Origin of the sequence: Flammeovirga sp. OC4, from assembly GCF_000812565.1 — a bacterium.
Taxonomy (GTDB): Bacteria; Bacteroidota; Bacteroidia; order Cytophagales; family Flammeovirgaceae; genus Flammeovirga.
In genome coordinates, this window is the sequence record NZ_JTAM01000080.1 from 1 (window position 1) to 26,876 (window position 26,876).

12 protein-coding genes are annotated in these 26,876 nt (G+C 36.6%); 10 read left to right on the forward strand and 2 right to left on the reverse strand.

Annotated features, from left to right (window positions below; translation table 11 throughout):
* Nucleotides 1-257 precede the first annotated feature (257 nt).
* Nucleotides 258-2,756, reverse strand: a complete 2,499-nt coding sequence (locus PL77_RS25820) for a glycoside hydrolase family 2 TIM barrel-domain containing protein (protein ID WP_052444736.1) — start codon at nt 2,754-2,756, stop codon at nt 258-260.
* A gap of 555 nt (nt 2,757-3,311) precedes the next feature.
* Between PL77_RS25820 and PL77_RS25825 the strand changes: the two genes are divergently transcribed.
* Entirely contained in the window at nt 3,312-8,528 is a 5,217-nt protein-coding gene (locus PL77_RS25825) for a T9SS type A sorting domain-containing protein (protein ID WP_044211693.1), read from the forward strand.
* Between the two features lie 1,147 nt (nt 8,529-9,675).
* Here the strand turns inward: PL77_RS25825 and PL77_RS25830 are convergent.
* Nucleotides 9,676-11,094: a DUF4919 domain-containing protein gene (locus tag PL77_RS25830; RefSeq protein ID WP_044211694.1), complete on the reverse strand. Its 1,419-nt coding sequence runs from the start codon at nt 11,092-11,094 to the stop codon at nt 9,676-9,678.
* A 575-nt stretch (nt 11,095-11,669) separates the two neighbouring features.
* On the opposite strand from PL77_RS25830, the gene PL77_RS25835 reads away from it, so the two are divergent.
* From PL77_RS25835 to rocD, 9 genes are all read left to right on the forward strand, one after another.
* Nucleotides 11,670-13,583 (forward strand): cyanophycinase, encoded by a 1,914-nt coding sequence (locus PL77_RS25835; protein ID WP_082026740.1) that lies wholly within the window; start codon nt 11,670-11,672, stop codon nt 13,581-13,583.
* A 21-nt stretch (nt 13,584-13,604) separates the two neighbouring features.
* On the forward strand, nt 13,605-16,571 hold the full coding sequence (locus PL77_RS25840) for a TonB-dependent receptor (protein WP_044211696.1): 2,967 nt from the start codon (nt 13,605-13,607) through the stop codon (nt 16,569-16,571).
* An 11-nt stretch (nt 16,572-16,582) separates the two neighbouring features.
* Nucleotides 16,583-17,962, forward strand: a complete 1,380-nt coding sequence (locus PL77_RS25845) for a RagB/SusD family nutrient uptake outer membrane protein (protein ID WP_044211697.1) — start codon at nt 16,583-16,585, stop codon at nt 17,960-17,962.
* Nucleotides 17,963-18,378: 416 nt separating this feature from the next.
* Complete coding sequence (locus tag PL77_RS25850) at nt 18,379-19,614, forward strand: PKD domain-containing protein (protein WP_044211698.1); 1,236 nt, start codon at nt 18,379-18,381, stop codon at nt 19,612-19,614.
* A 24-nt stretch (nt 19,615-19,638) separates the two neighbouring features.
* Complete coding sequence (locus PL77_RS25855) at nt 19,639-20,511, forward strand: cyanophycinase (RefSeq protein WP_156152546.1); 873 nt, start codon at nt 19,639-19,641, stop codon at nt 20,509-20,511.
* A 12-nt stretch (nt 20,512-20,523) separates the two neighbouring features.
* Nucleotides 20,524-21,453, forward strand: a complete 930-nt coding sequence (locus tag PL77_RS25860) for an isoaspartyl peptidase/L-asparaginase family protein (RefSeq protein WP_044211699.1) — start codon at nt 20,524-20,526, stop codon at nt 21,451-21,453.
* A 67-nt stretch (nt 21,454-21,520) separates the two neighbouring features.
* Nucleotides 21,521-22,897: a YfcC family protein gene (locus tag PL77_RS25865; protein WP_044211700.1), complete on the forward strand. Its 1,377-nt coding sequence runs from the start codon at nt 21,521-21,523 to the stop codon at nt 22,895-22,897.
* 555 nt (nt 22,898-23,452) lie between these two features.
* Entirely contained in the window at nt 23,453-25,543 is a 2,091-nt protein-coding gene (locus PL77_RS31400) for a GEVED domain-containing protein (RefSeq protein ID WP_063769055.1), read from the forward strand.
* 4 nt (nt 25,544-25,547) lie between these two features.
* On the forward strand, nt 25,548-26,801 hold the full coding sequence (gene rocD, locus PL77_RS25875; RefSeq protein WP_044211701.1) for an ornithine--oxo-acid transaminase: 1,254 nt from the start codon (nt 25,548-25,550) through the stop codon (nt 26,799-26,801).
* The last annotated feature ends 75 nt before the right edge of the window (nt 26,802-26,876 follow it).

Consider the following 26,876-nt stretch of genomic DNA (forward strand, 5'->3'; position numbering starts at 1 on the left):
AAATTTTTAACGCTTTTCCCTTCAAGGCCAGGGGAAGCACTATCAAACTAAAAGGGTAGAAAACCCATTGGCACGAATGTTAAGCGATAGCGTCATTCGTGTCCAATAAATCATCAGAAATCTCCTGATTTCTAAAAACCAAAAAAAGCCGAAAACTTAGTTTACAGTGTAATAAGTAGTAAGGTGAAAAGGTAGGAAGAAGAATAAAAAGTATACCTCACTATATTTTTATCTTTCTTCACTCCTACCTCATTTTCTTATAACAATCCCTTTGCTTGTTCTGTCTTTTTTGTTTCTACTTCAATAGAAGTCGATTTTAAACCTTTTCCTTTTGCAGAAATGGTAATTGTACCTTCTTGTCCCTCATTGGCTCTTGCAATCACTAATGCTAAACCGTTGAAAAACTTTAATTTCTTATTGTTAGGCGTAATTAATGATGCAGCATCACCGTTTCCTGAAGCTTCAAAAGTACCTGTACCTTTTACGTCAAACTGTAATTCACCATTGAATGTTGCACAGAAGTTGCCATTTTGATCAACAGCTTTCGCAGTGATATATACTAGATCTTCACCATCATTACAAGAAATGACTTGACGATCTGCTGAAAGCTCAATGTTTTTGGCTCTACCAGTAGTATTGATAATTTCCTCACCAACTACTTTTCCATCAATATACGATACTGCTTTTAACTCACCTGCTGCGTAAGGAACATCCCAACGTAATCTATACGGCGATTCAAAGTTATTTGGTCCCTCATAGAATCTAAACTTCACTGGAATGATAGCTTTATCTACTCCTTTTACTTTTTTACCTAATGACTTTCCGTTTAGGAATAATTCCACCTCTTCAGCATTAGTATAAGCAAATACTGGAATTTCTTTTCCTTCAAAACCTTTCCAATTCCAGTGAGGAAGTAAATGTAGCATTGGTGTATCAGTCCATTCACTTTGATATAAGTAAAAACGATCTTTAGGGAAACCGCATAAATCCACTGCACCAAAGTAAGACGATTTTGAAGGCCAATCATCGTTCCAATATCCATTTGTAGAGTTGTCTCTACCACCATATGGAGTAGGTTCACCGTAATAATCAAAGCCTGTCCACATAAATTCACCTAGAATTGATGGATTTTCTTTTTCGAATTTGAATTCCATATCTGGAGGGTACGCCCAAACTGGCCCAACAATATCATAACTTGTTACTTGGTTGTCACTAAACTTATCATACTTCTTTAAGAAAGTATCATGATAAACCCCTCTAGAACTTGTTACTGATTCTGTTTCAGAACCATAAATAATCCACTCTGGGTGTGCGGCAATTACTTCTTTATATTTAGCAGGCTTATAGTTGAACCCAACAATATCAACTTGGTCAGCTAACTTATTCTTGATAGAACCATAATAGTTATTGAATCCTGCTGTATTAGGTCTTGATGGGTCTTCCTCATGACAGATTTCAGCCAAACGCTGCGCCACTTTCCAACCATCTTTTTTAGCTTGCTCCAAGATCTCGTTACCGATACTCCACATAATAATAGAAGGGTGGTTTCTATCTCTACGAATCATATCTCTTAAATCACGCTCATGCCACTCATCAAAATATTTGTGGTAACCGTTTTCAATTTTTGCAACACCCCACTCATCAAATGCTTCGTCCAAAACTACTAATCCCATTTCATCACATAATTCCAATAACTCTCTACTCGGAGGATTATGCGAAGTACGGATTGCGTTAACGCCCATATCTTTCATGATTTGCAGCTGACGCTCTGTAGCTCTACGATTGACCGCTGCACCAAGAGGACCTAAATCGTGATGTAGACAAACACCTCTGAACTTTGTCAGTTTTCCATTTAAGAAAAATCCTTCTTTGGCTGTAAACTTAATATCTCTGATACCAAAACGAGAAATGTAAGTATCCGTTACTTCCCCTTTCTGATTTTTGATCTCCGTCTTTAAATGATAAAGATTTGGGTTTTCTTGTGACCATAACTGAGGCTTCAACATATTGAAGGATTTAAAAGCATGGATTGTTTTTCCTGCTTCAGCAACAGTTTTTGTTTCCAAAAGCTCCACCACTTTTCCTTCAGGAGAAATTACTTTTTGAATAATAGTAATTACTTCATCATTCTTCAAGTGGTTTTCCACTTCCACTTCCATTTCAACAGTTGCTACTTTTGAAGTTACATTCGTTGCTTTTACGAAAGTACCCCAATGTGCAATATGAACAGGATTATTTACATTCAGCCAAACTTTTCTATACATACCAGCACCAGGATACCATCTTGAAGAAAGGTCTTCAGGCGCTACTTTCACTGCAATTACGTTTTCCCCGTCTTTGTTTAGGTAAGGTGTTAGGTCATATTCAAAACCGATATAACCAAAAGGCCTTTTTCCTAAATAGTGCTCATTGATCCAAACTTCAGAGTTGTTCATCACTCCTTCAAATTCAATCGCCACTTGCTTGTCTTTTTGAGTGTTGGTCAAAGTAAAATGTTTTCTGTACCAACCTTCACCGTGAAATGGCAATCCACCACTTCTTGCATTATATTCATCTGAGAAAGGGCCTGAGATTGCCCAATCATGTGGAATTCGAACTGTAGCCCATTTTTCATCATTGACAGTATTCTTCTCACCGTTCTCCACTGTCCCTTTATAAAACTTCCAATCTTTATTGAAATCGACTTGCCCTTTGGACTGTGCCCAAACCGACATTGGCATTAATAATAATAGCCATAAATAATTACTAAATCTCATTTCTTTACTTCAAGTATGTTTGATCCATTTACTTTATTTCATTTCCTCATTTGAAGAATAAGCCCTAAAACAAAATTGATTCTATGGTGAGGTCCTTGCTACTATTTTAGCTTTACTCTCATCACTCTTCATTTTTTATCAAAATTTCTGTTTTTGTTCTTAAGACAATTATAGCAGGTATTTTTTTTGAAGTATTCCACAAAAAAAACGAAAAAAGATCTCCCCCCCTTCAATTCAATCATTTACACACCTTTTAATTTTAAATAATCGTAAAAACGACGTTTTTCCCATCAAAATAAGTTCAAAAAACCTCGAATTCAGTTAACAGCTTTAAATATCCCCCACTATTTATGAGAAATTTGTTTGCGATTATTCGAAGGGGAACGTCTAATATTGATCCTGTACTAGAAAATGTCATTCGGAATGAAAATGATAAACGAACTCAATACATTTTTTATGTCTACTAAAAATAAAACGATTTAGAAGTCTACATCTGAAGTAAATCCGAAAAACAGTACAACTATAGTTCTTACATTTAAACTATTTTTTAACGAAATGAAAAGAAGTTACTTTATTTTACTTACAGTGACTATTATCAATCTAGTCACCTTACTGAACACGTCCCTATTTGCACAAACTCCCACTTATTCAGGAGGAACCGGTACACAAGACGATCCTTTCCTTATTAGTACTCCTCAAGATTTATTGGCCTTGAGTACTACTGAAGCTGAAGTTCATTGGGTAGAGGGTACACACTTTAAGCTAACTACTGATATCGACATGGAGGGTATTACCGGTATGAAATCGATCGGTTATGAATATACTGACGGCGATAAAGTAGTCTCGCAATTCAAAGGTAATTTTGATGGTAATCATCACGTTATCCGTAATCTTTCTATTACAGAATCACGTACAACTAAAACTTTGATCGGTCACGGTCTTTTTGGTAATACTAGTAACGCTTCTGTGATCAACTTAGGATTGATTGATCCTTATATTAATGTGGTGGCAGAAAGAGTCGGTGCCATATTAGGTAATGCCGCTTTGACAACAATGGAAAACTGCTTTATTATTGGTGGTTCTATTGAAGGTCAAGGAAAAGTGGGTGGTATCATGGGTAAACCCAACAATGGTACTATTGTCAAAAACTGCTTCTCTTCTGTTGAATTGAGAGCACGTTACATCAAAAACGGTGCGATCTTCGGAGATATTGATAACATTACGAACTTATGTTATTTTGAAAACCTTGTTTTCTATGGTCAATATGGATGGAGTGAAGAGTACAATAAGCAATCTACTGGTGACTCTGGTTTCAATGGAAATGATGGTAAGCCAGGTGAGGTTATTATTGTAGACCCTCAATATGTAAAAAACATTTATACTATTGTTCAAACTACACCAAAATACAATACAGTTACTGTTCGAACTCCTATTGAATTAACTACTCCAGCGGCCTATACTGGGTTTGATTTTACGGATGGAACAGGGCAATGGGTGATGAAACAAAACTCTTTTGCTGTATTGCAAGGCTTTGAAAGCACTGTATTTGATGGCTTAATTACTTTTGAGCAATTACCACTTCAAATCATCGCTTCTGACAACACCACTCCAATTGAAGGTGCAACTGTTACAATCAATGAAGTAGAGTATACCACCAATGCTCAAGGCATGATAGATGATTTATTTGAGCCTGGTAGCTATGATTTTACAGTAACGAAAGACGGATACAAAACTAATAGTGGTTCACTAAGTACAAATGATGAGGAAATGACTTACGTTGTTTTCTTAACAGATAGCGAAGAGTCTTTCGATATTTCATTAAAGTTCATGAAAGAAGGGGGTACAGTGCTTGAAGGCGTTGCTGTAACCATTACAGATGGTCAGTTTTTCAATAATGATTATATCACAAATGCTGATGGTATGATCAGTATCAATGGTATTTTGGCAAAAGAGTACTCTTACACTGCCACTAAAGATTTATTCCTTGAGAAAAACAGTACTTTCACTGTAACGCAAAATGAAACATTTGACATCACATTAGATAAAGATAACAAAGCTCCAGTAGCTGATGCTGGCTTGCCAAGAGTTGTGGCTTCGGGAGATTTAGTAACTTTAGATGCTTCCCTTTCTTCAGATGCCAACGGTGATGCACTGACTTACCTTTGGGAACCTGTAGGTAACGATATTGTCTTGTCTCCTACTTCTGCGAATGTAGATAGAGTCAGAACTTTTATTGCTCCAGATGTAACAGAAACTACCGTTTATACTTTTAAGGTAACAGTAGGTGATGGCACCGTTGAAAGCACTGCTGAAGTTGACATTACAGTGAAAGGTGGTGTTTTCTACGGGTTAGAATTATTAGCCAACGGTTCTTTTGAGAAAGAATTAACTGAAGGTTGGATTGGCTTAGATGGTGTGCATTCTACTTCTGATGAGGTGGACAGTGAGAAGACTGAAGGTACTAAAAGTCTTCGTTTCTTCTCCAAAGAAAAACAATTAGGAGGTTATCACAATTCAGCAACAGAAATTGCATCATTTATTGAAAAGCCATTAATCATTGGTCGTACTTACCTTTTAAGAGGTAGAGTGAAAGCAGTCGCAATGAGCATGAACGTGATCAACTTACGTGTAATGCCACAAACTGAATGGTATGACGGTGCGAAGATTGGACTTACAAGACCAACAGTAACTTGGGGTAAAGAATTGACGCTGAACGAATGGATTGAATTCGAAAAAATCATTACAATTTCACCTGAGTTTACATCAAATGATGGAGACGGTCTTGGTGATGAAGTGTTGGCGAAATTAAACATCTACCCTTCACCAAGACTTGCTGCAGATACTGATCCTGAAGATGAAATTTACTTAGATGATTTAAGCATTGTAGAGTATGATGCAGACATTATGCAAAGTGCAGGTCAAGGTTCAGAAGTTAGAGCAGGTAGCATGGTGGATCTTATGGGTTCATATGTTTCAAGTGAAATGTTATCTACTATGTGGACTTCAAAAGAAGATCTTGCAATAACTGATGCAGATAAAATGAAGGCTTCTTTTACAGTTCCAAACGTAATGGAAGATACGGATTATACCTTCTCATTTAATGTTACAAAAGCTCTAAGAACAGATAAAGTAGAGGTAGTATATACTGCGATCCCGAATGCTGTAGCTGATGCTGGTGAAGCTCAAACTATTGAAGCAAACCAAGAAGTGACACTAGATGCAACGGCTTCATTACCTGCTAATGTGACATTAAAATGGACAAACGAGCACCAAATTACTCTTGATGATGATGCAATTGCTCAACCGAAATTTACAGCTCCGCTTGTGACTGAAAAAACAGATTACACATTCACACTCACTGCGAGCTATAAAGGAATGGAAGTGACAGATCAAGTAGTGGTCACTGTTTTACCAATTACAAAAGCAGTGGCTGGTGATGATCAAACAGCACAATCTGGAGAGTTAGTAACGTTAGATGCATCGGCTTCAACTCCGGCTACAGCTACATATGCTTGGACGGCTCCTGAAGGAATTACACTTTCTGACGAAACTGCTGCTATGCCTACATTTACAGCTCCTGTTGTTACTCAGAAAACTGATTATGATTTCACTTTAAAAGTCACTTATGAAGGTAAAGAAGATACTGACATGGTAACAGTTTCAGTTTATCCTGTAATTGTGGCTGCAGCGGGAGATGATCAAAGTGTAATTGAGAATACAACTGTAAACTTAGATGGTTCTCAATCAACTACTGAAAATGTAACTTATGCTTGGACAGCAAGTGATGACAATATCGTAATTACAAATGCAGATATGGCTTTGGCTTCATTCACGGCCCCTGAGGTTACTACAGCAACCGACATCACTTTCACATTAACAGTGACGTATGATGAAAACTTAAGTGAAACTGATGATGTTATCGTAACTGTTTACCCTGAAATCATGGCACATGCTGGAGATGATCAAGCTGCAATGTCAACAGAAACAGTAACGCTAGATGGTTCTATGTCTTCTACAGACGTTACCTACGCTTGGACATCTGATAATGATAATGTTATTATTACAGATGCAGATATGGCAATGGCTTCATTTACAGCTCCTGTCGTTACTACTGCGACTCAAATCACATTTACTTTAACGGTTTCTGGTCAAAATAACCAAGAAAAATCAGATGACGTAGTGATTACTGTTTACCCTGAAATCACTGCTGCTGCAGGCGATGATCAAACAGTATTAGAAGGAAGTACTGTCACTTTAGATGGTTCACAATCTTCTGCGAATGTAACTTATGCTTGGACTGCAAGCGATGCTAATATCGTAATTACAAATGCGGATATGGCTTCGGCTTCATTCACGGCTCCTGAAGTAGATCAAACTACCGATATCACATTTACTTTGACAATTACGGACGAATTCAATCAAATGAAATCTGATGAAGTAACGGTAACGGTTTACTCTACAATTACGGCTGCTGCCGGTGATGATCAAACTGTGAAAGAAGGAACAAATGTTTCATTAACAGGTTCTAATACAGGAGCTACAGATGTTTCATTCCTTTGGACGTCAAACAATGATAATGTAGTCATCACAAATGCGGATATGGCTTCGGCTTCATTCACAGCGCCTGCAGTCGATCAAACAACAGATATCACTTTCACTTTAACGGTTTCTGACCAATTTAATCAAACTGTTTCTGATGAGGTAGTGGTAACCGTTTATCCTGAAATCACTGCTGCTGCAGGCGATGATCAAACGGTAATGGAAGGAAGTACTGTCACTTTAGATGGTTCACAATCTTCTGCGAACGTAACTTACGCTTGGACTTCAAGTGATGCTAATATCGTAATTACAAATGCGGATATGGCTTCAGCTTCATTCACGGCACCTGAAGTAGATGAAACTACTGAAATCACTTTCACTTTAAAGGCTTCTGACACTTACGGTCAAGAAGTAATGGATGAAGTAAAAGTAACGGTTTACTCTACAATTACGGCTGCTGCCGGTGATGATCAAACGGTAAAAGGAGGTACTACTGTCAGCTTAACAGGCTCAAACACTGGTACAACTGATGCTTCATTCCTTTGGACATCAAACAATGATAATGTAGTCATTACAAATGCAGATATGGCTGCTGCCACTTTCACTGCTCCTGACGTTACTGAAGTAACTGAAATTCTTTTCACTTTAACAGTCTCAGATTTATTTAATCAAACTGCAACAGATGAAATTAAAGTAACGGTTTATCCAGTAATTACTGCAAACGCGGGTGATGATCAAACGGTAACTGAAGGTGATGTAGTGACATTAGATGGTTCTCTGTCAACTGCTGACAATGTTACTTATGCTTGGACTTCAAGTGATGAGACCATCACAATCACTGATGCAGATAAAGCTAGTCCTTCATTCACTGCTCCAGAAGTAGACGAAGCCACTGAAATCACATTGACGTTAAAAGTGACAGATACATTTGGTCAAGAAGTAATGGATGAAGTAATCGTTACTGTCAATCCAATCTCAGATCCTACATCTGTTGACCCTTCATTGGTAAACACTGTAAGTGCATATCCTAACCCAACTTCAAATAACATCAATATTGAAGTGACACAAAATGCTACGGCTTATGTGATGGATACAAATGGTAAAATGCTTCAAACAGTAAGCTTATTGAAAGGTAAAAATACAATTGATCTTTCTTCTTACAACTTCGGTATTTATATGATTAATATTCAATCTGAAAATACCGTAGAGGTCGTAAAAGTGATCAAAAAATAATAACTAACACAACATTTTAGTAATAATTCAATAAATAGAAAGCTTCCCAATGTATTGGGAAGCTTTTTTTATTTTCAATATCAATCATGTAAACTAGAGATGATTTTTAATACGTAATACATTGTATACTAAATTACTATAAACTTTCAATCAATTATTCCGCAGGCTTTTATGTCCTACTTTCAAGCTTCCTTCTTCTTCATTTTTCCATTGATGAAAAACGAAGCAAAAAATCTAGGCTTTGAAGTCAAAAGCTAAATTCCATTTCTCTCCCCTAAATGATTTTAAACTCGCTGCGCTCAAACAGCAAAATCATTTTTAACGGCTCAATCCATGAAATTCTTGACGCTTTTCCCTTCAAGGCCGAGGGAGATACTACCAAATGATAGTCTGATTACATATTAAAAGACAAAAGTTTTATAATAATTTTCTAAAATGCAGTTCTGTAGGGACATTGCATTGCAACGTCCTCGCAAACCACAACACACTACCATTAATCCTTCATAAAAGGAGTCATATTAATTAATGAAAATTTAGTTTACAGTGTAGTAATACATTGTATACTAGATTACCACAAATTTTCAATCAACTATTCAGCAGGCTTTTATGTCCTACTTTCAAGCTTCCTTCTTCTTCATTTTTCCATTGATGAAAAACGAAGCAAAAAATCTAGGCTTTGAAGTCAAAAGCTAAATTCCATTTCTCTCCCCTAAATGATTTTAAACTCGCTGCGCTCAAACAGCAAAATCATTTTTAACGGCTCAATCCATGAAATTCTTGACGCTTTTCCCTTCAAGGCCGAGGGAGATACTACCAAATGATAGTCTGATTACATATTAAAAGACAAAAGTTTTATAATAATTTTCTAAAATGCAGTTCTGTAGGGACATTGCATTGCAACGTCCTCGCAAACCACAACACACTACCATTAATCCTTCATAAAAGGAGTCATATTAATTAATGAAAATTTAGTTTACAGTGTAGTAATACATTGTATACTAGATTACCACAAATTTTCAATCAACTATTCAGCAGGCTTTTATGTCCTACTTTCAAGCTTCCTTCTTCTTCATTTTTCCATTGATGAAAAACGAAGCAAAAAATCTAGGCTTTGAAGTCAAAAGCTGAGTTTTCAGAGTAATGATCATTATTTATTTTTACGTTTCTTTTTGTTCTTCTTTTTCTTGTTCTTCCCTTTTGATGAAGTAAAACTAGAGTTTAAACTTGTCAGTGGAACATCAACATTGAAGTATACTTTCTTTTCTTCTCCGTCACTATATTGGCCTGTAAGGATATCATAGCTATGGCCATTATTTTTTACTAAAGCTTGAGAAGAAGAACTCATTCCTAAATAGTTAAGGATTGCATATTCATCTGAAACGGTAATTACAATATAAGCCGACTCTGGTTCTGTACCATTTCCTGTCGCTAACATACCTTCTAAAATACCAAAATAAATAGCATAGTACTTTCTAAACTCCTCAATATTGCCTAGCGAATAATGAGCACTACAAACTCTATATAAATCAGATAATCGCAAAGGTGTATTATCAAATACTTCCTCTCCATATTTCACCAATTCTTCATAATTTTCTTCTTCCCAACACTTATCGATATTAGGATTAGCTTGACTAAAATAAGCGGAAAAACCAGGCTTATTTTTTTGAGATAGATAAAAACGGAAATAATCCTCCAGCGATAGTATCGTTCCCTCTTTCATCAATTTCATATTTTTGGCATGATCGTCCTCATTGATGTCTGCTAAAATATCTTGGAGCTTTTCGTTATTATAGTCAACAAACTTACTTCGGTAATCAATCTTACAAATTGCTTTTGGATCTGTTTTTTGTAACATGACTGACTCAATATATAATCGGTTTAGTTCAAAATTAGTGGAATCCAACTTCATGGCCTCCTCACAAATTTCTACTACCTTCTCATAATTGTTGTTTTCACTTTCAAGAGCCCCCTCTAATAAATAAAAATCAACGTCTCCTTCAGACAAGGCCTTACCCTTTTCAATAAAAGTATTGTATTTCTCAACATCTTCTAAAATAAAGTACTCCTGGGCTAAAGTATAAATAGCATAAAGATTCACCGAATCGACCGCATAGGCTTTCTCATAAAAATACATGACACTGTCTTCCTTTCCTTGGCTCCTTAAAGTATTTCCTAATCTCATATACCCATAGGCATCACCACTATCTAACTCAATGTACCTCCTAAAGTACAGCTCAGCGCTATCCATTTTACTGAGAGATTCGTAGCTATTCGCCAAATTGTATATTGCATTACTGTAAAGAGAATCCATTGCAATAGCAGTTTGGTAGTTCAGTACCGAAAGATCATAAAGATTGGTATGATGATAACAACTTCCTTTTAAATAATAGACTTCTGCACTTACGGAATCTATTGTAATTAGACTATCAAGTAAGGCAATAGCCTCATTATACTTTTTGGTCTCACGTAGTTCATAAGCTACATCAAGATGCTGCTTCAATGTTTGAGAAAAAACAGATGTTGCCAGTAAACAATTAAGGAGTAATAGACTGAAGTATGCTTTCATAATTTATTGTATAGTTTCTTTATTCGAAAATAAAAAGGTTTGCTTTATATATTAATAATTAACTTCCACACTGCTTATGCAGAATTTTTTTGATACCGTAATGAAGTTAAAGTAACAATCAGTGAATAACTAATTAATTATTAATTCATCTTCTATTATTAGAGTTATTTAAGTTATGAAAGTATAAAATGAAAAGAAATCGAAATTATATTCAACAAATTAAAAATTGCATTCTACTACTAAGTCGCTTATTTACACTGCAATCCAACTTCTTCAATGAAGAATGATTCATAAATCTGCGTTTTAGCAGAATAAAAATTAGATTTTAACAAGAAGTCACAAAAAAATAAATGGAGGCTTGTTTCGTTAAATTTTATTTACTTAATTGCGATAAGCAACAGAGAAAATGAAATTATTTTTAATAAACATATCGCCCGAATGTTTGCCTTGTAAGGATCTAGGATTACAAGGACTCCAGCCTATTTTTAATTGCTGATAAAATCAATTTACCCAATTTTTTTAGATTTTATCATCTTATAATCTCTCGTTTAAATCCTATTCAAATAACTTGATTCATGAGACAGTATTATATTTTAATGCTTGTCCTTGTGTCTTCTTTATTTTATTCATCATCATTCGCACAAGACATACCACTTTTATTAGTAGGTGGTGGCAGTGAGATAGAAGGAGGATGGTCTGATGAACCGTATCAATGGTTTGTGGATCAGTCGGAAAATAAAAAAATAGCAATTATCTCTTATGCCGAAGTCGAAGATGACTGGCTAAAAAATTACTTTCTTTCTTTAGGAGCTAAAGAAGTCAAGGACTTTAAAATTGATCGAACAAACGCTAACAATAATGAAATAATAGACGAATTAGGCGATTATACCGCATTTTTCTTCAAAGGTGGCGATCAAAACAAATATTATTCTTACTACAAAAACACCCTCTTCCATCAGTTGATCACTGATAAAGTAGACAATGGTGTTGTACTTGGAGGGACCTCTGCTGGAATGGCTATTTTAGCCTCTATTGTATATACTGCTGAGAAAGGCAGTCTCTATCCTGAGGATGGATTAAACAGTATGGATGCTAAGTATTTTACTTTCAGAAATGACTTTTTAAACCTCCTACCCCATACCTTAGTGGATACACACTTTGCCGAACGTGGTCGTTTGACAAGACTGATCAGTATGCTTGCTTATTGGAATATTCATAATTCTGATGAATCCCCAATTGGTATTGGTGTGGATGACAGAACTGCTTTATGTATTAATACACAAAAAGTTGGGACTGTTTACGGAACTGGAGCTGCTTCATTTATCAAGTTGAATTCATCTCATAACATTGATCCTTCATTACCACTTCAGTTGAGTGAAACTGAAATCATTAGTTGTGTACATGGACAGCAGTTTGACCTAACTCAACAGCAAAAAATGGATGTTGACAATCTTGATAAATTGAACAATTCCAAGATACATAAAAATACAGTATCATTAATTAGTGACAAGAAGTTTGAAGATTATATCCAAAATCTCAATCAAAAAACAATGATTGTATATGATCAAAGTACATCAATTGAAAATGTTTGGGGTGATCATGTCTCTCTTCTTAATTTGAGAGCAATCCCTACATCTGAGTTGGATGATTTCAAAACTACTTTACAAGAAACAGAAAATATCTTTTTACTCCCTTTTAGTAGCACTCACATAAATTCCTTTTTAGATAAAACCTCCATTTTAAATTGGGTCTACAATCAAATGAAAAGTAGTACAACTCATTTGTATGTATTTGATGAGGCTATTCCTTATGTAGGTGAATTTTATGCATCAAATATCAATTCTAGTACTACTGCAGCTTACAATGGAAGTTTAAGGTATAACACTGGGTTAGGGCTTGTTGAGAAAACATTAATCACCACTGCAATTTTTGATGACAGTGAGTACAATGAAAACCTTACAGCTGTACTTCAGCAAGGGCTCATCACTCAAGATGTACAATGGTCACTTGGTTTGACGGAAAATTCTTCCATCACATTTACGGTAATTGATGATCAATGGGAAGTTGATTACAGCGGTGAGCATTCTTCTATACTTCTTGAAAATCAAACTGAAAATTATAGTTTGGCCAATAGTAAACGAGCTATTGTAGGTTACAATAAAATCAAATCTCATATCATTTATAACAACAAAATTCGATTAAAGTCTTCTACTTTTGAGGATTACGAACCAACCTTCAATTCAATTATTATCAATGATTTAAATGAGGTAAATGACATTAACTTTCAATGGAAAAATGAGCAATTGATTTTTCAAAAACTGGGTGATAGAAAAATCCAACTCATCGACTTTCAAGGAAGAATAAAAGAAGAAGTCTATAGTACGAGTCAAATCATTGAATTCCCTATCCCTACCAAATATCCAATGATCATTAGAGCCATCGATCGCAATTCAGGGGCTCAGAAGACATTGAAAATCAAACGAAACTAAAGGCACCCAAGTACAATAATTATGAAACATATTCGACTAATTTTTACTGCTATTCTCTTGTTTAGCATAAGCTTAGCCTATTCTCAAGATTTTAAAATCGAAGGAGAAGTGATTGGCGAGACAGATGGATTACCGATTCCCGGAGTAACGGTGTTTATAAAAGGAACAACACACGGAACAGTAACGAATCTTCATGGTAAATACTCTATTTTACTCACTGAAGCAGACAAAGGTAAACTTTTAGTTTTCAATCATATTGGTATGATCAACCAAGAACATACCATTGGTGATCGTACGACCCTGAATGTCAGTATGGCATCAGAACTAGAAGAGTTAGAAGAAGTAACCGTCATTGGGTATTCTTCGACAAGCAAAAAATTATTGACATCCTCATTACAGTCTGTAGACAGTGAAACATTACAAGATCTTCCAGTCGCAACACTAGATGCCGCTTTGGCTGGTCAAGCTTCGGGTGTTCAGATCAATTCCAATTCTGGAACACCAGGTAGTGCTCTTTCTGTTCGAGTAAGAGGAGTAGGTTCTGTCAATGCCGCCAACCAACCACTTTATGTAATTGATGGTATTCCTGTCATTACAGAAAACAGCTCTCAAGTTAGTTTCAGTGGACAAACGATTAGTGCATTATCTGACTTATCTCCTTCTGATATTGAATCCATCAGAATATTAAAAGACGGTACTGAAGCATCAATTTATGGGGCTAGAGGAGCTAACGGTGTGGTGGAGATCATCACAAAAAGAGGTGCATCTGGAAAAACAAAAATTACATTTAATGCCTTTGGAGGGGTACAACAAGTTTATAAGCGTTTAGATTTATTGAACAAGCAGCAATGGTTTGAATATAAAAATGATCAGTTAGGTATTGAAAAATACACACAAGAATACATTGATAATTTTGAGCATGATACGGATTGGCAAAATGAAATTTTCCAAAATGCCCCCATCGCTTCTTATGATCTTTCTCTTCAAGGTGGCGGTGAAAAAACGAGCTTTTATCTTTCGGGAAGTTATTTTGATCAAAAAGGGGTCGTAAAAGGTAGTGGTTATGATAGAAGTAACTTAAGAGCAAACATTGACCACCACTTTTCAGACAAAATTAAAATGGGAACTAGTTTGCAATTCGGCATGTCTGAAAACAACAGAATTGAAGGTGATCAATCTTTAAATGCTCCTCTTCCAAACGCACTTTCACTCCCTGCCATTTACCCTGTATATAATGAAGATGGTAGCTATAATGAAGATGGCCCTTATGCTAACCCAGTGGCCATTGCCAATGAGTCTATCAATAAGGCTTACACGTACAGAGGTCTTGGAAATGCTTATTTGGATATAGCGATTATCAATGACCTTACCTTCCGTACACAAGTAGGTTTTGATTATTATAATTTGAGAGAACATAGTTATGATCCAGTGAATACACGCCAAGGAGCATCTTACAATGGTTTGGGTTTCAGTGCGAATAACACTTCGATCAACTCAACGATTAATGCCACTTTACAGTACGTCAAAACAATTAATGACCATCGTTTTGATGTGATGGCTGGTTTTAGTAGTGAAAGCTATGAGAATAGAAGCAATTACATCAGAGCTCAAAATTTCTCAAGACCAGAGTTTGAATACATCACATCGGCATCAGAAATTATTGAAGCGGACAGCTATGGATTGGATAGAGGATTGAATTCCTTCTTCACAAAAATCAACTATAGTTATGCAAACAAATATATATTCGCATTTAGTGCTCGTAGGGATGGTTCATCAAAATTCGGAACAAACAACAGATACGGTACTTTCCCTTCTGCTTCTGTAGCTTGGAGAATTGTAGAGGAAAACTTTATGAAAGACATAAGTGCTATTTCAGACTTCAAAATCAGAGGTAGTTACGGCTTAACGGGTAATGATGCTATTGGCGATTTCAGATACCAAGCACTTTACAGTTCTGGTGCTGATTACAACGGTCAGCCAGGTATTGCTCCCACACAATTACCAAATGAAGATCTGAAATGGGAAACTGTAAAACAAGCCAACTTCGGTATTGATTTAGGATTATGGGGAAATCGCTTTACGATGACAACAGATATCTATCAGAAAATGACCACTGATATGTTATTATCAAGACCTTTACCTCCTACATCTGGTTTCTCTTCCGTAATTTCCAACATTGGAGAAATGAAAAACCAAGGTATTGAAGTCTTGTTAAGTTATGAGATTTTTAGAAAGAAAGACTTTAATTGGAAAACATCACTTAATGTCTCTACTTACAGAAACGAGGTCTTAAAACTTTATAACGGACAGCCTATTGATAATATTGGTAGAGGAAATAATAGAATTGAAGAAGGTGAGCCAATCAGTATTTTTTACGGTTACAAAGTTTTAGGGGTAGACTCCTCTACTGGTGATTTGGTTTTCAAAGATGTAAATGGTGACGGAGAAATCACATCAGATGATAGAACAAAAATCGGAAATCCTCACCCTGATTTCTATGGCGGATTTACCAATACATTGAATTACAAAAACTTTGATTTAAGTATCTTCTTCCAGTATTCTGTAGGGAATGATATATACAATGGTACGAGAGTTTACTTGGAATCAATGAAAGGTGAAGACAACCAAACTACTGCAATTTTGGACAGATGGAGACAGCCAGGTGATATCACAGATATTCCAAGAGCTACAGCCAATGACCCCAACAATAATAATAGAGCTTCAAGTCGATTTGTTGAAGACGGATCTTACATTCGTTTGAAAAATGTAACACTAGGATACACACTTCCAAGAGTACTCACAAAAAAGGCTTTTATTGAGCGAATGAGAGTCTATGTTTCAGGTCAAAACCTATTTACACTCACCAATTACTCCGGTATGGATCCTGAGGTAAATTATGCAGGTGATGATGGTGTAAGAATGGGTACAGATTTCTTCACCTACCCTAACGCTAGAGTTTTCACAGCAGGTTTAAATGTCTCATTCTAAAGCAATCAATCATGAAAAAATTAAAACATATATCAGGTATTTTACTTATATCACTTCTAATTGGGTGTGAAAGTAATTTGGATGTGAAGCCCGTTGCTTCAATAGACGCAAAAGATGCCATTACTGATGCCAACGGTTTGAATTCTGCTTTGATGGGTATGTACAACGACTTCCAATCGGACAGCTACTACGGAAGGGACCTTTATATTTTAGGGGCACTTTCTTCGAATGACGGCCAAAGAACAGGTACATCATTAGATTATCAGCAATTTGAAAATCATTCCATCCTAAGTGACAATGCTACTGTAGAGAGCTTTTGGTCAAGTGTCTATACTGCTATCAATACCACCAACAATATTATCGAAAGAGGTGAAACAATTGTGATGGATGAGGCAGAAAGAAACAATACTATCGGTGAAGCCTACTTCATGCGTGCTTTGGCACATTTTGATTTACTGAAAAATTTCGGTGGAGTTCCTTACAAAGCAACTTCAACACAAGGTGTAGGAAGTGATATTAATTTACCAAGGTTATCAAGAGAGGAAGTGTATGATTTAATCCTTCAAGATCTAACTGCAGCAAAAGAGCGAATTACACTGGATAAAGGAAACTTCTTTGTCAGTTCAACTGCAGTTGATGCTTTGATGGCGAGGGTAGAACTTTATTATGGGAGCTATCTTCAGAATACTAATCAAGACGGTCAACCTCATTATCAAAAAGCACTTGACCTTGCAACTTCAGTAACTGAAAATAGTAAGCATGAACTTGTGTTGGATTATGGATCAATCTTTACTTCTAAAGAAAATACCGAAGTCATCTTCCAATTAAATTACTCGGCTCAAGACCGAAACAGAATGTCTTACTACCTCTCTCCTACTTCATTGGGAGGTCGTGGTGAAGTGAGTTTTACCAACGGTCTTTCCAACTCTTATAAAAAAGATGATGCACGTTCCACCTTCATTTTCCAAGAGTTCCCTACACTTGATGGTAATGGTACAGGTAAAAGAGTCGCGAAATATCAAGATACAGCCAACGGTGCGGATCCAATCGTTATCCTACGATTAGCAGAAATGTATTTAATCCAAGCCGAGTCGCATTATAGAATGAGTGGAATGAGTGCCGAAGTGAAGATTCTTGAGGCTTTGAATGCTGTAAGAGAAAGAGCAATTACTCCTCTAACGAGTCTAGGTAGCGATCCTATCAGAACGATTCTTGATGAAAGAAGATGGGAACTTTGTTTTGAAGGACATAGATGGAATGACCTTGTGAGAACGGATAGAGCTACCTCAACATTAGGGATTTCTGTAAATTCACAATTGTATCCAATTCCTCTCAAAGAAATCCAAACCAATACAAGTATCAATCAGGACGATCAAAATCCTGGATACTAAACTTTGGTAATCATCATTGGAGTGATGCCGAAAAAAAGTAGTTCAAAAGTCTACTTTCTTCATCACTCCAGTGACTAAAAAGAGAAAACAAAGCAACGACAATTTTAACCTGTAAGTATTTTTTACAGGGTGGATAGTTATTGCCTCAACAAATCATTGACGGTCATTTTCCATGACTCTCGCAGTTGCACATTTGAAATTGGGAAACGTTGAATTAGAATTTTTCAGCCTAATCAAAGCGGAATAGAAGAGCATAGCTATGTGATGATATTCTAATGAAGAGTAGATAGAAAAAGAACATCCAACACTTCCAGTTTTAAGTTATTCAACTGCTAAATGATAAAATATTTCAAAGCGGACAGACCTAAGGTCTACCCCACAACAGAGTATCTTTTTAATTATATTATTTACGAACTATGAAAACTTTTTCTAACTTATTACTAAGGTTATTTGCAACCTTACTTCCACTTTCATTTATAGTATTCACAAGCTGTAGTAGCTCTGATGAAGAGCTACCTGCAATAGCAAGTGTGGTGGCCAAATTTGATTATGAATTATCGAATGAAGGAGTTGCTCCTTCAACGGTTACTTTTACAAATACATCAATTGCAGCTACTTCATATGTTTGGAACTTCGGTATAGAAGGAGAAACTTCAACAGATGAAAATCCTGAATTCACGTACGAAGAGTTTGGTACTTTTGACGTTACATTAATTGCAAGAGCTGATGATGACAGAGCAGATACTACGACTCAAACGATTGTCATTAAAGATCCGCTAGGAGGTAAAAAACCTACTCTTTACTACACTGATAGAGCTACAGGTCAAATTCACATGATTATTTTGGATGACGATGCTGAAACACCAATTGTACAGACTTTTGGAGAAAAACATACCAAGCCTTACGGTATTGCTGCTGACTTGGATAACGAAAATTTATATGTTGTAGACCAAGAAGACGAATTAATGTATCAATACGATGCACTTGTAAAAGGAGAAAAATCAGTAATATTAAATGTAGCTGATCTTGGTGATGACGCTTATATGATGTACTACCCAGCAGGTGTCAAAGTGATTGAGGGAAGGTTATACTGGGGTGCTGAAGGTGGTATTTATACTTCTGCTTTAGACGGTTCTGATTTAAAACCATTTGTTGAATTTTCAACAGCAAACGGGGCATTTGAAGGTTCATTACCATTAGGTATTTCATATGACGCAGAAAATCAAGTGATCTATTTTGCGAATGATGCTTACGACTTCGGTGGAGGTGTTTACAAAGTTAATTTAGACGGTACAGGTTTAGAAGAAATCATCCCTGAGGTTGATGCTGGTGATATTTCTTACCTTGATGGTAAATTATACTATTTTGATTTCATTACGGCTAAAGGAACGATCTACGAAATTGCTTCTAAAACTAAAACAGAATTTGTGGATTATCCACAAGAGTTTGTTTGGGGGACAATTGCAGACCCTATTACAAAAAGAGTATACTGGACTGACAGAGGTACAAATGATGACGGTACAGATGGTAAAATTATGTCTGCCAACCTAGATGGTTCAGATATCAAAGTGGTTTTAGATATTGATAATATTCCTGCAGTTGATGATGTTAAAATATTGAGACCATATGCGCTTGCATTAGGCTTGTTTTAAACGGTTAGCTTAGCTAAATTTTAGGTGAATAACACTCCCTCTTCTAGTTTGGAAGAGGGAGCTAAAAATCTTAAGACATTGAAGAAAATTAAATTATTACTACCCGCATTACTGCTCTTGTCAGCTTCTGTTTTAGCACAAGGAAAACTCTTTATTATCGGAGGAGGGAAAAGGCCACCTGCATTGATTCAGAGATTAGCAGATGAAGCAGATTTAAAAGAGGGATATGGTGTGGTGCTTGCAATGTCTAGCATTGAGCCCGATACATCTAGTTATTATGGTATAAAGCAATTCAGAGAATTGGGATTCACAAATATTCAATCAATGTATTATACATTTGAGAACATGCCTTCTTTCACTGCGTTAGATTCTTTGAGAAATGCTAAATTAATTTACATCACAGGGGGTGATCAAAACCGTTTTATGAAGAGAATCGAAGGTACTGGAATATACAAAGCAATTCATGATTGTTTTGAAAATGGAGGAATGATTGCCGGAACTAGTGCAGGAGCAGCCGTAATGAGTCATGTTATGATCACTGGTGATGAAAAAAACTACCCAGAATATGATGATACCGGCAGAACCATAGAAAGTAATAATCTAATTTATAGTACAGGTCTAGGCATGCTCAAAAGCGTGATTATAGATCAGCATTTTATCCAAAGAAGTAGATATAATCGTTTATTTTCTGCGGTCATCGAACATCCTGAATTAAAAGGAATAGGGATTGATGAATCAACGGCAATTTTAGTAGAGAACAATACTGCCGAAGTGGTGGGAGAAAGTCAGGTAATACTTGTAGAGAAACCACAACATATCAACACAGACAAAACAAAAATCAGCACTCGAAAAATGAATGTAAGTATACTTCGAAGTGGTGATAAGATAAAATTATAAGCAAAAAGTAATATGAAAAATAAATTTGCCCTTGCTATTCACGGAGGAGCCGGAACACTTTTACCTACGGAAATTACACCTGAAAAAGCAGATGAAATACACGAAGCCTTGCAACATGCACTTTACGAAGGAAAGAAATGTCTTGCCGATGGAGGTACTGCTGTAGATGCCGTTGAAATTGCTGTGAAGGCTTTAGAGGACTGTCCGCTTTTCAATGCTGGAAAAGGAGCAGTAATGGCACATGATGGTTCATTTGAAATGGAAGCTTCAATCATGTCAGGTAAGACACTAGAAGCAGGTGCAGTGGCAGGAATCCGTGGGGTTAAAAATCCAATACAATTGGCCAAGAAAATCCATGACGACCTTGACTTTGTTTTTATGCATGGTGAAGGGGCATTAAAATTTGCTCGAAGACATCAACTGAAAGAAGAAAAAGATGATTATTTCTTCACTCAATCTCGATATAAACAATGGCTGATGGCCAAAGAAACCAATCAAATGTTGGTGGATCATGACGGTGAGAGAAAATTTGGAACGGTTGGAGCTGTTGCTTTAGATCAAGACGGAAACCTTGCCGCAGCCACATCAACTGGCGGATTGGTTAACAAAAAGTACGGAAGATTGGGTGATAGTTCAGTCATCGGCTCAGGTACTTACGCCAGTAATGAAAGCTGTGCAGTTTCGTGTACTGGTTATGGAGAATTCTTTTTGAAAGCTACAGTAGCAAGAGATATTTCGGCTTATATGGAAATGGGACAACTTTCATTGAAGGAAGCTACTGACAAAGTGGTCCATGATAAATTAGTAAAAATGGAAGGCGAAGGAGGAGTTATCGCAGTGGACCATGAAGGAAACATTGAACTTTCTTTTAATTCAGAAGGCATGTATAGAGGTTGGACATCATCTGATGAGCAAAAACTTAACGTTGCTATTTTCAAATAAGCTCAATTCTATCATAAAGAATCCCCTTTTTTCTTAGTACAATTCATCACAAGAAAACAAAGAAATAATGATTAAGAAGTTACCTGATACTTTGGTGATTACCTCATTTATTCTGCTCTTTTTTATTGGCCTAACCTGGGTAATCTCAGCAGGCGAATACCAGAGAGAAATAATTGACGGAAGGAATATTCTAATTCCCAATACATATCATTTGGTGGAAGCCCAACCTCAGAGTATCACTTCTTTTTTTACAGCTCCGATAGAAGGATTTATTGCTGCAGCCGAAATCATTGCATTTATTTTTATTGTAGGAGGTGCTTTTGGTATGATCACTTCTACTGAAGCCATAGATGCTGGCTTACAAAAGTTGGTGGTTTGGAGTAATAGAAAATCAACTTACAAAATGATAATGATTCCATTTTTGATTGTATGCTTCTCTCTTGCTGGAGCCACTTTTGGAATGTCCGAAGAAGTGCTCATCTTTATTTTAATTACACTTCCTATGGCTAAAGCCTTAAAGTTGGACCCTATCGTTGGGATTGCCATTCCCTTTGTAGGCGCTGGTGTTGGGTTTGCAGGTGCAATCAGTAATCCCTTCACCATAGGGATTGCACAAGGTATAGCAGAAATCCCTCTTTTCAGTGGATGGGAATATAGAATCGTCATTTGGAGTATTTTCACTTTGATTGGTGTAATGTATATCATGTATTACGTCTCACAAATTGATAAAAATCCTCATAAAAGTTTAATCGCTCCAAATGATGAAAAAGGAGGTGAAAATACAATCAAAGCTGTCGACTTTAATATCAAAAGAAAGGCTGTACTCTTTTTGTTTCTAATGGGAATTATCGGCCTAGTTATTGGGGTGGCTCAATACCAATGGTATATGGTTGAAATAGGAGCGCTATTTTTCGTTATTGGCTTTTTAGGTTGCATCATATGTGGTGTAAATGCCAACGCAATGAGTGATCATTTTATAAAAGGTGCTAAGGAAATGATGACTGCTGCAATGGTGATTGCATCTTGTAAGGGAATATTGATTGTAGCTACTGAAGGGAAGATTATTGACACCGTTTTATTTTCCATCTCTAACCTTATGAATGGATTGCCAGATTTTGCAGCAGCCGAAGCGATGTTCTTATTTCAAAGTGCATTGAATACCGTATTACCCTCAGGGTCAGGACAAGCCGCTTTGACCATGCCCATTACTGCTCCTTTAAGTGACCTTTTGGGCATCTCAAGACAAGTGGCAGTATTAGCATTCCAATTTGGTGACGGACTCACTAACCTCGTGATTCCAACGAGCGGGGTCACTATGGGAGTATTGTCTATTGCCAAAATACCCTATGAAATTTGGCTCAAATGGATGTTACCTTTACTAGGTATTTTGATGCTCGCAGCAGGAGTTTTGTTGGTACTACCACTCTATTTCCACTTGATATAATAACGACCTAAAATAAGTGAATTTTAAACTGAGATTTCATTATTTATTAGTTTCTAGAAATCAGGAGATTTTTGATAATCTGAAGGACACGAATGAGCTTTCTACCATTTTAGTTTGGTAGTACTCCCCCGGCCTTGAAGGGAAAAGCGTGAAGAATTTCATGGAATGAGCCGTTAAAAATGATTTTGCTGTTTGAGCTTTAGCGAGTTTAAAATCATTTAGGCGAAAGAAATGGAATTTAGCTTTTGACTTCTAAGCCTAGCTTTTTTTGCTTTGTTTTTTCAGCAATGGAAAAAATGAAGAAGAAGGGTGTTTGGAAGTCGACCATCGTAAACTTATAGATATATACTTGATGAGTAGAATCAACTCATTAGCATAAAAATATTTTCAACCAACTATAACTTATTAGCTCTTTTTTCAAGTACAATCTTGGGGTTGTCTTATAGGATGTAAACACTTAATTCATAGCATATTTCGTTTGGCTTTGGTGATGCATCACTCTATAATTTACCTCAAGAATGTCTCTTAAAATTCATACCTTAAATTATAACTATTATGAAAAGTAACTATTACAATGTAAAAGGAATTGCATTCATTGCTATTCTGTTTCTAAATGTTTTAAACTCCTATGCTCAAGGGTATAACTTTTCTTTGGAAGGTGGTACATGGAACGGGCACGGAAGCATTTCGCCTAATGGTGCAACAATGCTTGTAGGCGGTGCTGAAGTGGGTGGTGATGGAGAAGTAAATGCTACGCAGTGGTTCTTAGATCAAGCAGATGGAGGTGATTATTTGGTACTAAGAACGGATGCAGTGGGCAATCAGGCTTCATGGATATGGAGTAACTTCAGCAACTCAATAAGTGCTGCTGCTGAACTATCAATTACGACTAGAAATGCTGCCAACAATACAACGGTAGCACAATACATTCGTGATGCTGAGGCTGTATTTATTGCGGGTGGAGATCAAAGAGAATATATGGACCTTTGGAAAGGGACAGCTGTAGAAGATGCAATAAATTACCTCATTAATGATAAGAAGGTTCCTGTAGGTGGTACTTCTGCAGGAATGGCAATTATGGGCGGTACTTATTATGCTCCAGCCACTTCGGGAATATTAAGCTCAGAGATTCTGGATGACCCCTACCATCCTTATACCAACAATTCATTTTTTTACAACGATTTTATTGACAACCCTTTCCTCACCAATGTCATCACTGACACACATTTAGACCGCACACATGGAACAAATAATGAAAACAGATACGGTAGAGCTTTCGGATTGTTAGCGAGAACCGTTGCGGACAAAAATGAAACTAACCGGTATGCTATTGCATGTGATGAAGCTACTTTTGTATGTATAGATGGAAGTGGTAATGCAAAAGTTTTTGGAGATGGAGGACAAACGCAATACCCTACTAAAACCTACTTTATGGTTGTCAACTGTGCAGTCCCTGAGAATATCACTTCTGGTCAATCTTTAGTATGGAACAACAATTCGGCTGCAGTGAAAGCCTACGTGATTCAAGGATCTATCAATGGAAATGGTAATTCATTTAATTTAAACGATTGGAAAACTGCATCAGGTGGTGGTTGGTTAGACATGTACACAAACAATGGTTACAATGGTTTTAATTACATCAATGGAAGTGGTGCAACAACTGGAGCCACTGCACCCAATTGTGATGGTGGAACAACCCCAACCGTTTGTGATATTCCCAATTTGTCGATCGATGGAACAACCGCTTCAAGCATTACAACCTCTTGGAATAACACCGGGGCAAGTTCTTATAAATTGAGATATAGGGTGACGGGTACTTCTTCATGGACAACTATTACTGTCAATACTACTAGTTATTCAATCCAAAGTCTATCTTCTTCTACAAGCTATGATCTTCGTGTGAGAAGTGTTTGTGGCACCGATCAAAGTAACTACTCTCCTATCCAAATTGTCACTACGGCTTCAGCAGTTGATTATTGTTCATCTTATGGCAACTCCACTAGTTATGAATATATCGATGAAGTGGGAATTGATGGAATTTACAATTTCTCAGGAAATGATAATGGGTATGGAAATTATACTTCGGTAACTTTCAACCTTACAAAAGGAAATACGCATACGCTTTTTGTAGATCCAAACACTTCTGATAGAGAGCGATTTGTGATATGGATTGACTACAATCAAGATGGTATTTTTGATACCAATACTGAAGAAATCGCCTATCGTTCAACAAGACGATCTTTTACAAGTAACTTCACTGTTCCTAACTCAGCATTAAGCGGTACTACTAGAATGAGAGTAAGTATGCAATATGCAAATGACGGTTATCCCAATCCATGTGATGTGATTAGTTATGGAGAAGTGGAAGATTATACCGTGATGATCAGTGATGGTTCCTCTGCCAGAACAAAGCATTTTACAGCTATAGAAATTTCAAATCAAGTATTTCCAAACCCAACCGAAGGACAAATCACATACAGTACTTCTGCTGAAGTTGTTGAAATGTCAGTGTTTGATATGTTGGGAAATACATTAATCAAAGTACAGACCAATACTGTTGACATCTCTTCTTTGAATAAAGGGATTTACATCGTTCAGATAGACGAAAACGGTAAAAAGTCAATGCACAAAATCATAAAGAAATAAAGGAATGAATACTAACCATACCACCTCTTCACAAGAGGCTATCGCTTTAGAAAAAAAATATGGGGCCCATAATTACGCTCCACTTCCTGTAGTACTCGAAAAAGGAGAAGGAGTTTATGTTTGGGATGTAGAAGGTAAAAAATATTTTGATTTTCTATCTGCCTACAGTGCCGTCAATCAAGGTCATGTGCACCCTCGAATTCTGAATGCCTTGACAAAACAAGCGTCAAAATTGACACTTACTTCCAGAGCTTTTTACTCTGACCAATTAGGGAAAGCTGAAAAAATGCTTTGTAGCCTTTTTGGTTATGAGCGTGCCATTCTTATGAATACAGGAGCTGAAGGAAATGAAACCGCTATTAAACTCGCTAGAAAATGGGGATATGAAAAGAAGGGTATTCCTCAAAATAAAGCGATTATAGTAGGCGTAGAAAAAAACTTCCATGGCAGAACAACAACTATTATTTCTGCTTCTACAGATCCAGTTGCCACAACCAATTTCGGGCCTTTTATGCCTGGTTTTGAGATTGTGCCTTACAATAATCTAGAAGTCTTGGAGGAGGTGCTTCAAAACCCCAATGTGGCAGGTTTATGGTTAGAACCAATCCAAGGAGAAGCAGGTGTTTACCTTCCTGAAGAAGGATATTTGAAAAAGGCACAAGCACTTTGTAAAAAGTACAATGTTCTTTTCATGGTGGATGAAGTGCAAACAGGTGTAGGAAGAACCGGAAAATTATTGGCGTCTGATTATGAAGAGATCAAACCCGATATGATCATCCTCGGTAAAGCCATTTCGGGTGGTTTTTATCCTGTATCAGCAGTGTTGACTTCATCAGAAGTAATGGATATTTTCAAGCCAGGGCAGCATGGTTCTACCTACGGAGGGAATCCACTAGCATGTGCAGTAATGATGGAAGCACTCCAAGTTCTTCAGGATGAAAGGTTAACGGAAAATGCTTATCGCCTTGGAAAAATCTTTAGAGAAAGAATACTTGAATTGTGTAAGCAAACAGACCTTTTGGTGGGTGTCAGAGGAAAAGGTTTATTGAATGCACTGATTGTAAACGATACAGAAGACAGTAGTACTGCTACTGAAATTTGTTATGAATTAATGCATAATGGTCTCCTTGCCAAACCTACACATGGTAACATTATCCGTTTCGCACCTCCATTAGTCATTACAGAAAATCAATTGAATAAGTGTCTTGATATAATTGAAGCAACCATTAAGAAATTTGAATTGGTTGAATCGGAGTAAGCAGTCAAAAATAACTATTCTTACTAGTTATGGCTGACTGATTACTTTCGGTAATTGTGGTTATTTTAGAAGAAC

Excerpts from the sequence above, each read along its gene's own strand:
- rocD (WP_044211701.1), top strand. The coding sequence starts at position 25,548 with ATGAATACTAACCATACCACCTCTTCACAAGAGGCTATCGCTTTAGAA.
- PL77_RS25865 (WP_044211700.1), top strand. The coding sequence starts at position 21,521 with ATGATTAAGAAGTTACCTGATACTTTGGTGATTACCTCATTTATTCTG.
- PL77_RS25825 (WP_044211693.1), top strand. The coding sequence starts at position 3,312 with ATGAAAAGAAGTTACTTTATTTTACTTACAGTGACTATTATCAATCTA.
- PL77_RS25840 (WP_044211696.1), top strand. The coding sequence starts at position 13,605 with ATGAAACATATTCGACTAATTTTTACTGCTATTCTCTTGTTTAGCATA.
- PL77_RS25850 (WP_044211698.1), top strand. The coding sequence starts at position 18,379 with ATGAAAACTTTTTCTAACTTATTACTAAGGTTATTTGCAACCTTACTT.
- PL77_RS31400 (WP_063769055.1), top strand. The coding sequence starts at position 23,453 with ATGAAAAGTAACTATTACAATGTAAAAGGAATTGCATTCATTGCTATT.
- PL77_RS25830 (WP_044211694.1), bottom strand. The coding sequence starts at position 11,094 with ATGAAAGCATACTTCAGTCTATTACTCCTTAATTGTTTACTGGCAACA.
- PL77_RS25835 (WP_082026740.1), top strand. The coding sequence starts at position 11,670 with ATGAGACAGTATTATATTTTAATGCTTGTCCTTGTGTCTTCTTTATTT.
- PL77_RS25845 (WP_044211697.1), top strand. The coding sequence starts at position 16,583 with ATGAAAAAATTAAAACATATATCAGGTATTTTACTTATATCACTTCTA.
- PL77_RS25820 (WP_052444736.1), bottom strand. The coding sequence starts at position 2,756 with ATGAGATTTAGTAATTATTTATGGCTATTATTATTAATGCCAATGTCG.
- PL77_RS25860 (WP_044211699.1), top strand. The coding sequence starts at position 20,524 with ATGAAAAATAAATTTGCCCTTGCTATTCACGGAGGAGCCGGAACACTT.